Below are 12,136 nucleotides of genomic sequence, written 5' to 3' on the forward strand. Positions count from 1 at the left end.
GTGAGTTATGAAGGTTTTGGATTGCACATTACGGGATGGCGGTTATTACAATAGCTGGAATTTTACGGCCAGCCTGGCGAACGCTTACCTGAAAGCAATGGTGGCAGCCCGGGTGGATGTTGTTGAGCTGGGGCTACGCTCGTTCATCAACAAGGGCTTCAAGGGGCCCAATGCCTACACGACGGATGATTATCTGGAGTCTCTGGAGATTCCCGCCGGGCTGGATGTGGCGGTTATGGTAAATGCCGCGGAGCTGGTGGGCGAGGCGGGCCTTGAAGAGAAGCTGGGCCGGCTGTTTCCCAAAGCGGCGTCGGATTCCAAAGTGGATGTGGTGCGCATTGCCTGTCACGTTCATGAGTTCAAAGAGGCATTGCCGGCGAGCCAGTGGCTGAAAGACAAAGGCTTTACCGTCGGGTTCAACCTGATGCAGGTGGCGGATCGCTCTCCGGACGAGATTTCGGAGTTGGCCAAGGAGGCCAGTCAATATCCGGTGGATGTCCTGTACTTTGCCGACAGCATGGGCAGTATGACGCCAACCGATACCCTGAATATTCTTGGCCACTTCAGAACGCACTGGAAGGGCCCCATGGGTGTCCATACCCACGACAACAAAGGGTTGGCCCTGCAGAACACCATGACGGCCCTGGAGCAGGGCGTAGAGTGGCTGGACGCAACGGTCACCGGTATGGGACGTGGCCCGGGCAATGCCCGTACCGAGGAGTTGGTCATCGAGGCGGCGGATATTCGTAAGACGGAACTGAATCTGGTACCGCTGATGACGCTGATTCGTGAGTTCTTTCAGCCATTGAAAGCCCAGTGCGGCTGGGGTTCCAACCCGTATTACTACCTGTCCGGCAAGTACGGGATTCATCCGACCTACATTCAGGAAATGTTGGGAGACTCCCGCTATAGTGAAGAGGACGTACTGGCGACCATTGATCACCTGAAACAGGAAGGTGGCAAAAAGTTCAGCTTTAACACACTGGACGCCACGCGTAACTTCTATGTCGGTAAGCCGAGAGGGAACTGGAAACCGTCTGACCGGTTTGCGGATCGCGAGGTCCTGTTATTGGGTACCGGGCCCGGCGTGGCGGATCACCGGCAGGCGCTGGAGAGTTATATTGCCAGGCATAAGCCCGTCGTGGTCGCCATGAATACCCAGTCGGCGCTGGATCAATCATTGATTGATGTCCGTATTGCCTGCCATCCCGTACGCCTGCTGGCGGACCGTGACCATTACTCGGAGCTGCCTCAGCCCCTCATTACGCCGGCATCCATGTTGCGTGATGACGTCAAGGCGGCCTTTGAGGGTAAGGAGCTTCTGGATTACGGACTGTCCGTCGAGGAAGATACTTTCCGGTTTGATGATTATGCCTGTGTGTTGCCGTCGTCGTTGGTGGTCTGTTACGCACTGGCGGTGCTGACCGCCGGAAGTGCTCGCCGCATCCTGATGGCCGGGTTTGACGGCTATTCGGCCGATGATCCCCGTAACGCGGAAATGAACACCATCCTCAGTCTGTATCAGGATCATGACCAGTCACGGGAGATCCTGTCGATTACGGATACTCGCTACGAGATGCCCGCTAAAAGTGTTTACGGGATGATGGGGTAGAGCCATGGGGATGAACGTATTTTTGCCCTGCCGTCAAGGCAGTGAGCGGGTGCCGAGGAAAAACATCAAGCCGTTTGCGGATTATCCGAACGGCCTGTTGCAACTGAAGCTGGAGCAACTGAGCGATGCAACCCGGGTGGACCGGATTTACCTTTCCACCAACGATAATGACATTATCGCTTACGCGGAATCTCTGGATAACCCGAAGCTGGTGGTGCACCGTCGTGACGACGCGCTCTGTACCAGTGCCACCAGTACGGATGAACTGATGGCCCACGTGGTGGACCTGATCCCGGGTGGCGATGTGTTGTGGACGCATGTTACCTCGCCGTTTGTCGGCTCCGACACCTATGATCAGATCATTCAGGCGTATTACGACGGGCTGGAGCAGGGCTACGACTCATTGATGACAACGACCCTGATCCGTTCCTTCCTGTGGAATGATGACGGTCCGATCAACTATGACCGAGCCGTTGAGAAGTGGCCCCGTACCCAAACCCTTCCCGCCGTTCATGAAGTCAACAGTGCGGCCTTTGTGAGCAGCCACGATAACTATCAGCGTTTTCAGGACCGGATTGGCCAGAACCCGGTTCTGTTTCCGTTAGGTCATATTGTGGCCCATGATATCGACTGGGACGATGACTTCATTCTGGCGGAGTCAATTGTGAAAGCGGGACTGGTCAACGTATGATGGATCAGTACCGAACAATCGTGTTTGATTGCGACGGGGTCATTCTGGACTCCAACAAGGTAAAAACGGAGGCGTTTTATCAGGCCGCCTTGCCTTACGGGGAAGAAGCGGCGAGGGCGTTGGTGCAATACCATGTGAGTAACGGTGGTATATCCCGTTACGTCAAATTTGAAGCCTTTCTCTCGGAGTTGGTGCCTGCGGGAACTCCAGGCCCTGGGCTGGATGAACTCCTCGAACGCTATGCCAGCTCGGTAAAACAGGGACTGCTGGAGTGTCGAGTCACCGAAGGACTTGATGAGCTGAGGGCGGCAACGCCCAAGGCGTCCTGGCTGGTGGCTTCGGGTGGAGACCAGAACGAGCTCAGGAGTGTTTTTGCGCAGCGAGAACTCGCCTCGTTATTTGATGGCGGGATTTTCGGAAGTCCGGATGACAAGAAAGTGATTCTGCAGCGTGAGTTGGCGGCTTTGCCCGATGACGAACCTGCTCTGTTTATTGGTGACAGCCGCTATGATCATGAAGTGGCTCAGGCATTTGGTCTGGACTTCGTGTTTGTCAGGCAGTGGACGGAGTTCAGCGGGTGGGAGGCCTATTGCCGAAGCCATGGCATTCCGGTGGTGGATGCACCGAGGGACCTGCTGAGCTGATGATGGACGAGCGCCGAGCCGCGAAGGAGATCGCTGCATCCGGGTGGTTTGATGAAACCTGGTACCGCGAAGTATACGGTGCTGATGACGCATCGAACCTGGATCCGGTAACCCATTACCTCCGCTACGGGGCAGACTGTGAAAGGGACCCGAGCCCCTGGTTTTCCACGTCTGCTTATCGGGATCAGGTCGGGCGGTCTGTTTTGGCGGGTATCAATCCGCTCTGGCATTACATGCAGTTTGGGCGGCTGCAAGGGCGAAGAATTTCGCCTTCGACACTGGCGAATGATAGGAAGGTGACCGCCCGTCACGCGTTGGAGTTCAGCGCGAAAGCACTGGAAAGCAAGCTCTGGGGTGGCTTTTCAGAGGCCGCGTTGTCGGCCTTGCAGGCCAAGGTGTGTATGCCGGCGGTAGACGATGCTGAGCGAGCATCGGCTTGCTGGGCGCTGGCCCGTTGGTTCTCTGCCCGGGGCGACTCTCTCAGGGCGGTGCGCTATCTCGAGCAGCGGGCCGTTATTGACGCTGATGGCTTTTCTATTGGCGCTGAAGGCTCTTCTTCTCGCGACCAGCTCATTCTGCTGGTAAACAGCCTGGCGTTGGCCGGTAATGGCGAACGGGCCTGGGCTCTGTCAGGCAACGCGAGGCGGCGTTTCAGGGGAGCGGTGGATGTTCAACTGATCAGCGCCAATGCGCTCTGGGCTCTGGATGACCTTCAGTATGAGAGCGAGCGCCTGTCGACCATTAACAGCGTATTCCAGTCAATTGGTGCGTGTGCAGTAGAAAAAGCCGATGCCAGTCAGCCGTTGGCACTGGATAATTTGCGCTGTGAGCCTGCACCTGAGGTGGATGCCTCAGGCGAGCTTATTACCATCATCATGCCGGTATTCAACGCGGGCGACTCGGTGGCCTTTGCGATCGAGAGTATTCTGGCTCAGAGCTGGTCCCATTTTGAGCTGTTGGTGGTGGACGACTGCAGTGAGGATGACACCGTTGCCGTTGTTTCCCGCTATTGTGAACGGGACCAGCGGGTTCGACTGATCCGGAATCCCCGGAACGCCGGAGCCTACTATTGCCGTAATCTTGCGCTTGCGGAAGCCAAAGGTCGGTTGATTACGGTGCACGACAGCGATGACTGGTCCCATGCCGAGAAGCTGGAGCGCCAGGTGGCCGCGTTGCGGAGTTCGCCCTCTGCGGTGGCGTCACTGACCGATTGGGTTCGGGCCCGGGAAGACCTGTTTTTTACCGGTACCTACCGGTTCGGCGGCACGCTGGTTTCTGAAAACCTGTCGTCACTGATGTTTCGCCGCTCAATTCTGGATGAGTTGGGCAGTTGGGATCTTGTCCGCGCCGGGGCGGATACCGAGTTTTTGCGGCGGATAAAAGCCCGATATGGCAAATCCTCTGTGGTGAAAGTGAACCCTGGCACTCCGTTATCATTCTCGTTGGATCAGCCCAGGTCGCTTACACGTACCTCATTGACCCACACGCGAACCCAGTTTTACGGCCCGAGACGAGAGTACCGGGAGAGCGCCGCTGCATGGCATCGAATGGCCGCACCAGATCAGCTGTTTGTCTCGCCGGAAGCCAGTACACGACCGTTTCCCGCTCCGGATGTCATGCAGGTAACGCCAGGACATCCGCGCCGCTATGACCTGGTGGTGGTCGCTGATTTCAATATGAGCGGCGGAGCCTATGGTTCCACAATGCAGTACGTTGAAGCCGCATTGGCCTTGGGGCTGAGCGTGGCGCTTTGTCAGTGGCGGCGCTTTGACCTGGATACAACCGCTCCCTTCAATGAGGGGCTACGCCGCCGGGGCTTGAGTGGGGAGTTTGATGTTCTTGCTCCGGGTGATGAGGCCACGGCTGAGACCGTGCTGATTGGCTATCCGGTCATTCTGAACCAAAAGCCGGATCTGCTTCCGGTGCTGCGGACGGAACGGCTGCTGATCCTCGTCAACCAGATGGCATCCCGACTGTACTCGGGAGGGGACGCTCAATACGATCCGGTCGAAGTCACGGACGACATTCATCGCTGGTTTGGTGTTTACCCCACGTGGGTTCCCATATCGGGTCTCGTTCATCGCCTGATGATTCAGGATGGGCGTTACCCAAGGATCCATGATGACATTTGGACCCCGTTGCAGCCCGTCAATCTGGACTCTGCGGAGCATGTGCGTTGGCGCGGCGGCGAACGGGCAGTTCCGGTTATTGGTCGGCACTCCCGGGATCATTACACCAAGTGGCCCCAAAGTGCGGAGCGAATCAGTCAGGCCTACTGCGCCGGTCAGGCCTGCGAGGTGCGTTTGCTGGGCGGTGCCGATTGTGCACTGAGTATACTGGGGGAGAAACCCCGTAACTGGGTGTTGCACCCTTTCACGGATGATACCGCTAGCTTCCTGAAGGACCTCGACTTCTATGTTCATTATCCCTACGAAGATTATATCGAGGAGTTTGGCCGAGCGGTTCTGGAGGCGATGAGTTACGGAATACCGGTAATATTACCGCCGGTTTTCCGGGATACCTTCGGCCCGGCGGCGACTTACGCGGAGCCGGACGAGGTTTGGCAGCGTGTTACTGAGCTATGGCAAAGTGAACAGGCTTACCTGGAGGCGGGCCGTAGATCCTACGAGTTTGTCCGCCGGAACGCAGGCTATGATCAGCTCGCCAATCGATTGAACCGGGAAATGACCACGATGAGTACGCAAGAGCAAACCGAATTTGAACTTCGCCGAAAGGTGGAATCAATACAAGTGCGACTTGAGCAAGCCGAACGTGAGTTGTCACAAAAACACCGGGAAGTGGCCTCCTTGACACGCCTTTTGGAAAATCGTGATCGGGTCCCCGAACGCTCCTTTCCGGTTCGCCCCTGGTATGAGCGATTCTGGCGGACCGCCAGTAAAAAGCTGCCTGGTCGGGCCCTCAGGGCCATTGCCAACTCCTCATGGTTTGACGCTCAGTGGTATCGGGACCACTATCCCGAAGTGCAGGGTAGTGCACTGTTCAAGCTATCTCCTGCACTGCATTACCTGAGGGTAGGGGGCTTTGAAGGCAAGGACCCGGGGCCGGACTTCGATAGCGATTGGTACTTGAACACCAACCCCGATGTCAAGGCGGCCGGTGTAAATCCCTTGTACCACTACATTCTGTTTGGCCGGAGCGATGGACGCCGCCCCCACCCGGGGAAATCCGAACTCTAATCCGATTATTGATTACGACGTGTCACGATGAAACCTATTTATTTTGTACATATTCCGAAAACTGCGGGCACCAGCTTCCGGGTAGCCTCTTTGAAGTATTACGGTAAGCGTTCCATTGTGTGCGACTATGGAGAGTCGGCGCCTGAAACGAGCGACCTGGTCAGACAGTATGCTTACCAGAACCGAGACTACTGGAAGCTTTTTGAGCAGATCAAGCGGGATGGCTCAGCCATGCTGGGAGGGCATGTTTCGATCTTGAAGTACGTCACCGGTCTGGGTGTTGCCAATACCGTCGTTTTCTTTCGAGACCCCCTACAGCGAATGTACTCTGAGTATCAGCACCTTGTTAGGCATAAGGGGTTTAAGGAGAGCTTTAGAGACCTGTATACCCGGAACCCTTATATTAATGTACTTTCTCGTAAGCTCGAAGGCGTTCCGGTGGAGGCCGTTGGCTTGCTCGGTTTGACAGAAGCTTACGGCGAATCGTTAGCGTTATTTAATCGTTGTTATGGAGCTGAACTGACGGAGCTTCAGGAGAATATGGGTAAAAAGCGTGTCGATGATGCACATGATATCGATCCGGTGAGTGTTAGCGAATTTTTGAAGCTTAATGAGAAAGATGTAGAGCTCTACCGTTACATTCAGACTCTTTTTTCTCAGAGACTGGAGCTGTTCCAGCGTAAGCTTCCATATGCCCATTGTAAGCTGGCGAGTGTCACCCCAAAGAAGGTTTCCGGGTGGGCATGGTGGGAAGGTGAAGGTACCAGCTCCGTGGAAATTGATATCCGGGTGAATGGTACCGTTGTTGGACGTGCCACTTCCACTGAACTTCGGTCGGGACTTCTTCGGGCATCACCTCCGAGGGGGGGGTATGTCGGCTTCTCGCTTCCTATTGAGGTGTCACCGGGGGACGAGGTCGATTGTGTTGTTTCGAAAACGGGACAAGTCTTCCCACCCAATAGACATGTGTTCGCCTGATGACGGATGTTGGACGACTATGAACATTATTGGGCGTATTAAAACACTCGTCAGATTTTGGCTCGATGTAAGAATGGTTTATTCCAGTCCGCTCTTTGATGAGACGTTTTACGGCAAGCAGAACAATCCAGGTGGGGCCGTTTCCCGGCTTCAATCGGTTGTTGAGTTTTTGACAGACCGTGAGGCCTACGAGATCAGTCCTTCGCAAGGCTTCAGCTCAGACTGGTATTTACACCGATACCCGGACGTAGAGCAGCTGGGGGTTAACCCGCTAGTGCATTACCTTCGCTTTGGCAAGGCGGAGGGTCGCCTTCCGTTTCACGGAGCGACACCGGGCGAGCCTGTCCCTGAGGGTGAGTCCTGGGTTTCTCGCCAACACTCATTGCTCTGGGGCGGCTTTGAGCATCTTGCGATGCCAGCTTTGATACGCTGCATTAAGAAGAAGCGGGACATGGACGCCATGTTGACCGTGGCGGAGTGGCACTACGCCTACGGAGACCTTCACAAGGCGTCCAATCTTCTTGAAGGCTGCCTGAGTAATGCAAAACCACCGCACTTAAAGCGTTGTCTTGTAGGGTTGAGCAAGTGCTATAGCCTGTTGGCGGAACGTGAATCACTCGGGGAGCTGCTTTCGAAGGAAGAGAACCGCCTGGCACTATCAGATGATCTTCCGTTTGTGGAATCCAATAGTGTGGTTGGCCGGGCAGAAGGGCGGCTGGAGCCGATCAATCGTTTGTATCGCGCCCATGGGTTGGCTCCTGTGGCGCCTCAGGAGAGCAGCCGGCCGCTCTCACTGAAGAATCTCACGGGCCTCGTTGACGCAGAGGGTGATTTCGAGTGCGCCGACCCGCTGGTCAGTGTTGTTGTGCCTGCGTTTAATGCGGAAGAGGGGATAGGGACCGCTTTAGATAGCCTGTTGTCTCAGACCTGGCGCAATCTTGAAGTGATTGTGGTCGACGACTGCAGTTCGGATGCGACGTGCCGCGTAGTAGAGGCGTATGCTGCAACGGACGCGCGGGTTCGTCTACTCAGAAACGAGCGGAATAGGGGAGCTTACCCCAGTCGCAACAGAGGGATGCAATCTGCAAGCGGTCAGTTTGTCACGGTTCACGACAGTGATGACTGGTCTCACCCACAGAAGCTTGAGCGCCAAATGCAACCACTGCTCCAGAATGACCGGTTGATCGCCACCGTCAGCAGCTGGGCCAGAGTGACGCCGGATATGCGTTTTGTGGGCTCCTGGATGCTGACTCAGGGATTCATTGAAGACAATTTCTCTTCCTGGTTGATAAGGCGGGACATTCTGGAAAGAATCGGGTTATGGGATGCCGTGAATGTGGCCGCAGACACGGAGTTTTTGTGGCGCATGGAGCATCATTACGGCTACCAGTCCCTGTACCATGTTTGTAAGGGTGCGCCGTTATCGTTTGCGCTTTCGGATGCGTCGACATTGACACAGACCAAAGCGACTCACGTCAAGACAGTGTATTACGGGCTGCGCAGATTGTACCGGGAGGCATCATCCTGGTGGCATCGGCAAAGTGGTTTTGCGCCTGTTATGGAGGAGGTGCGCCCGTTTCCTGCCCCTATTGGCAATCTTAAAGACGCGTCTCGCTACTTTGATGTGGTCGTCATTGGCGATTTTGCAGAGGTTGGCACCGATTTCAGCCCCATATTCAGTCAGCTCGATACCCTGTTGTCGGATGGACAGGCGCTCTGCCTGGTTCATTGGCCGGACCCTGAAGGCTGGCTTGGTCGCCCTGTGCGAGATGACGTGTTTGATTTCTGTCAGTCCCGACATCTGACTCTGGGGCACAGTGGGGTTACCGTTGAAGCGAGTACGTTAATGTTGCTTGACGGCTCCTTATGGAGGCGGCGACCGACCAGGACCATCGCTATTGAAAAGCTGGACACTGTCATCATCGTGAACGGATTGCAGCCCGATGATGCTGATGCAATAAAAGACTACTTTGCACACGGTGGTTATGATTATTCGTAAACTCACCAATGACCTGTTGGCCTTGATTTGCAGGTTGTCCCCAAAAGCGAAAGACTTTGATGCCGCGTGGTATTGCGCAAGGTATCGGGATGTCGCGGACATTGGTATCGACCCACTATTGCACTACTGCCGGTTCGGGTATCGGGAAGGACGTGATCCTAACCCGATGACCAGTCTTTCGGGTGAGCGACTCACCGAGTCATCACGGTTTAGTGTGTCTCGCCTGGGTGATAGCGGCATCCTGGCGATTTCGGGTGATAGGGAGCTGATTGACAAGGCTCCAACGATTCTGTGTTGCGGGCACCAGGCCGGTCATGAGCTTTACGGAGCAGAAAGGAGTTTTCTGGATACCCTGGCAGTACTGGCGGAGCTCAAGGTCAATCTGGTGGTAACCTTGCCGGAAGCGTTCAATGAGGATTATCTGGCCGCCATTCGTCCTCATTGTTCCCGGTTGCTGATTCTCCCCTATGGCTGGTGGGCATTCGGTACAGAACCTCAACCAGTGGTTGTCGAACGATTCCAGTCGATCATTGAATCGTTCGGCATATCCGCCGTTTATGCGAATACAGTCGTTCTTTTCGAGCCACTGATCGCCGGACGGATAATGGCGGTTCCGGTATCTGTTCATGTACGTGAGCTGCCGTATCAGGATCCCTCGTTGTGTGCGTTGATGAGAGCAGACGCCGAAGCGGTGATCCAGCACCTTCGTGAGACATCGGACTTCCAACTGGTCAACTCCCGATTTACCGGCGAGACGCTGAGATTGGATGACGCCATTGTTATTCCGAACTCAGTCAACGCCGAGGATTTCAAGAGCATCTCGCCACCTGACTGCGAGAGTCACTCCTTGCGGGTTGGCATGATCAGCAGCAATTTGCCTAAGAAAGGGCTGGATGACTTTATCGCCTTGGCGGGTATTTTTGCCGACGAGGGCTCTCCAATACGTTTCAAACTCATCGGCCCCGAAAATGAGCATACACGTCTGATCGAAAGACGGCAGGCAGCGGGTGAAATCTCTGATAATATTGACATCCTCGGTTATATCGCCTCGCCACAGGCGGCCCTCAACGAGCTTGATGTCCTCCTGAATCTGTCTCATTTTGAAGAATCTTTTGGACGAACCGTGCTTGAAGCGATGGCGGCGGCACGTCCCGTTGTTGTTTATGACAGAGGGGCTTTAAGTGAGCTTGTGAGGCATGGGGAAACTGGGTATTTGGTCCAGTTTGGTCATGTTGAAGGTATCAAGCGCTGTATAGAGCGTTTTTTGACAGACCCTCAGCTGCTGCGTGCGCTGGGGCAGAACGGCAAGCGACGGGCTACCGAACAGTTCGGTGTTCTGTCGGTCAAAGCCGGGCTGGAGCACTGGTTGGATTTGGTTTACAGCCCCCGGAAAACCGGTTAGCATCGCGTTCAACGGATGAACGTATGCTTGCCTTAAGAATTTGGATGAAATTTAATCAATGAACCCGCTTCAATTTATCAGTTTGCTGGATCTCAAGGCCCGGATGGCTTTGAAGTCTGAGGCATCCAAGCTGTACCTCAGTTACCTTTGGTGGGTGATTGAGCCGATGCTTTGGGTGTTGGCCTTTTACTTTGTTTTTACCATTTTGTTGGAAATGGGGCGGGATATCGCCTTTCTGATGTGCGGCAAAATCCCCTTTTTGTGGTTCAGCAAGTCGGTGACGACGGGGTCGAATAGCATTGTTGCCAGTAAAGGATTGATCAATCAGGTCAACATACCGAAAGTCTTTTTTCCCTACCAGTCTCTCCAAGAGGCGTTGTACAAGCAATGGCTGGTTTTCCTTGTGTTGTTCGCATTGCTGATATTCTATGGTTATAACACGTCCTGGCATTGGCTTTGGGTATTACCCGTTATTGTCGCCAATTACCTGCTAATATTGCTTTGTACACTGGTGGGGGCCTTCCTCGTCAGCTATGTGCGCGATATCAGGATGTTGATTAATATGGGTGTCCTGTTTTTGATGTTTGCATCCGGTATTTTCTGGGACGTCAATGACATCGCCGACCCGGTCAAGCGGGAAGCGCTGCTGACCTGGAATCCGGTGGCGTTCATACTGGATGCCTACCGGGCGGTACTGATGAGGGGAGAGATGTTTGATCATCAGCACATGATTGTGCTTTCCGCGGTTATGCTGGGAGGGATCGTGTTGATGCACCTCGTATACCGATTGTTCAACCAGTCCATTGCATCGAAGGTGATTAATTCATGAGCACCGGTGATGTCTTGCTCCAGGCTAAGGAGTTGAGGTACAGCTACGCCAGTCGTCTGTGGGGCTTCAAGCGCTTTGAGTTTGAGGTTCTGAAAGGGCTCAACTTTAACGTGTATCGTGGTGAAACACTGGGCATCATGGGACGCAATGGCTGTGGCAAAAGCTCGCTGCTTCGTATTCTGAACGGCATTGTGGCGCCCACGGAAGGTGAGCTTAAACAGTCCGGCCCGCTGACAAGAATATTGCTCACGCTTGGGTTGGGTTTTGACAAGGATCTGACCGGCCGTGACAATGCAATGTTAAGTGCGATGCTTCAAGGGTACTCACGAAGTCGTGCCAAGGAGGCGCTAGAAGATATCAAGGAGTTTTCAGAGCTGGGTGATTTTTTTGAGCGCCCGGTCAAAACCTATTCCTCAGGTATGCGTAGCCGCCTCGGCTTTTCTACCGCGCTGAAAACAGAAGTGGACCTGCTTCTGATTGATGAGACATTGAGTGTCGGTGATCAGCACTTCAGCCATAAGGCTGAAAAGGCAATGATGGAGAAAATCAATAGCGAGCAAACTGTGATTTTTGTCAGTCACAGTGGTGGCCAGGTCAAAAAAGTGTGCAGCCGCGCGATTTGGCTGGAGGATGGGGTCATCCAGGCCGAGGGCGACACAAAGGAGGTGGCGGCCGAGTATAAGGCGTTCATGGATGAGTTGGATCGGTCGGGCGGTAAGTCTGCCTGGGAGCGATAGTCCGCAAACGGTTCTGCTTTTGGCGAACTCAGGTTATGGTTTAGGCG

9 protein-coding genes are annotated in these 12,136 nt (G+C 54.6%); all 9 read left to right on the plus strand.

The features are described from left to right. The first annotated feature begins 7 nt into the window (after positions 1-7). A complete protein-coding gene (locus tag OOT55_RS04580) occupies positions 8-1,612 on the plus strand; it encodes an aldolase catalytic domain-containing protein (protein WP_265367962.1) in 1,605 nt (534 codons plus the stop codon). A 10-nt stretch (positions 1,613-1,622) separates the two neighbouring features. Then, positions 1,623-2,303: a cytidylyltransferase domain-containing protein gene (locus OOT55_RS04585; protein WP_265367963.1), complete on the plus strand. Its 681-nt coding sequence runs from the start codon at positions 1,623-1,625 to the stop codon at positions 2,301-2,303. Continuing rightward, positions 2,300-2,947 carry an HAD family hydrolase gene (locus OOT55_RS04590; protein ID WP_265367964.1) on the plus strand — a complete coding sequence of 216 codons (648 nt, stop codon included), beginning with the start codon at positions 2,300-2,302 and terminating at the stop codon, positions 2,945-2,947. The genes OOT55_RS04585 and OOT55_RS04590 overlap by 4 nt, the downstream gene beginning before the upstream one ends. A 296-nt stretch (positions 2,948-3,243) precedes the next feature. Then, on the plus strand, positions 3,244-6,144 hold the full coding sequence (locus tag OOT55_RS04595; protein WP_265367965.1) for a glycosyltransferase: 2,901 nt from the start codon (positions 3,244-3,246) through the stop codon (positions 6,142-6,144). A gap of 27 nt (positions 6,145-6,171) precedes the next feature. Further along, the gene (locus OOT55_RS04600; protein ID WP_265367966.1) at positions 6,172-7,122 is read left to right on the plus strand and encodes a hypothetical protein; all 951 of its coding nucleotides are present in this window, start codon (positions 6,172-6,174) and stop codon (positions 7,120-7,122) included. 19 nt (positions 7,123-7,141) lie between these two features. Further along, positions 7,142-9,121, plus strand: a complete 1,980-nt coding sequence (locus OOT55_RS04605; protein ID WP_265367967.1) for a glycosyltransferase family 2 protein — start codon at positions 7,142-7,144, stop codon at positions 9,119-9,121. Continuing rightward, positions 9,108-10,523 carry a glycosyltransferase family 4 protein gene (locus OOT55_RS04610; RefSeq protein ID WP_265367968.1) on the plus strand — a complete coding sequence of 472 codons (1,416 nt, stop codon included), beginning with the start codon at positions 9,108-9,110 and terminating at the stop codon, positions 10,521-10,523. Before OOT55_RS04605 ends, OOT55_RS04610 begins: the two co-directional genes overlap by 14 nt. Before the next feature lie 58 nt (positions 10,524-10,581). Then, positions 10,582-11,352, plus strand: a complete 771-nt coding sequence (locus tag OOT55_RS04615) for an ABC transporter permease (RefSeq protein ID WP_265367969.1) — start codon at positions 10,582-10,584, stop codon at positions 11,350-11,352. Further along, complete coding sequence (locus OOT55_RS04620; protein WP_265367970.1) at positions 11,349-12,089, plus strand: ABC transporter ATP-binding protein; 741 nt, start codon at positions 11,349-11,351, stop codon at positions 12,087-12,089. Before OOT55_RS04615 ends, OOT55_RS04620 begins: the two co-directional genes overlap by 4 nt. Positions 12,090-12,136: the final 47 nt, after the last annotated feature.

The organism is Marinimicrobium sp. C6131 (assembly GCF_026153455.1).
In the GTDB taxonomy this organism is placed as follows: domain Bacteria; phylum Pseudomonadota; class Gammaproteobacteria; order Pseudomonadales; family Cellvibrionaceae; genus Marinimicrobium.

What these genes read in the sequence shown, in the direction of transcription:
- OOT55_RS04580 (WP_265367962.1), top strand. Translation starts at nt 8, where the DNA reads ATGAAGGTTTTGGATTGCACATTACGGGATGGCGGTTATTACAATAGC.
- OOT55_RS04585 (WP_265367963.1), top strand. Translation starts at nt 1,623, where the DNA reads ATGAACGTATTTTTGCCCTGCCGTCAAGGCAGTGAGCGGGTGCCGAGG.
- OOT55_RS04590 (WP_265367964.1), top strand. Translation starts at nt 2,300, where the DNA reads ATGATGGATCAGTACCGAACAATCGTGTTTGATTGCGACGGGGTCATT.
- OOT55_RS04600 (WP_265367966.1), top strand. Translation starts at nt 6,172, where the DNA reads ATGAAACCTATTTATTTTGTACATATTCCGAAAACTGCGGGCACCAGC.
- OOT55_RS04605 (WP_265367967.1), top strand. Translation starts at nt 7,142, where the DNA reads ATGAACATTATTGGGCGTATTAAAACACTCGTCAGATTTTGGCTCGAT.
- OOT55_RS04610 (WP_265367968.1), top strand. Translation starts at nt 9,108, where the DNA reads ATGATTATTCGTAAACTCACCAATGACCTGTTGGCCTTGATTTGCAGG.
- OOT55_RS04615 (WP_265367969.1), top strand. Translation starts at nt 10,582, where the DNA reads ATGAACCCGCTTCAATTTATCAGTTTGCTGGATCTCAAGGCCCGGATG.
- OOT55_RS04620 (WP_265367970.1), top strand. Translation starts at nt 11,349, where the DNA reads ATGAGCACCGGTGATGTCTTGCTCCAGGCTAAGGAGTTGAGGTACAGC.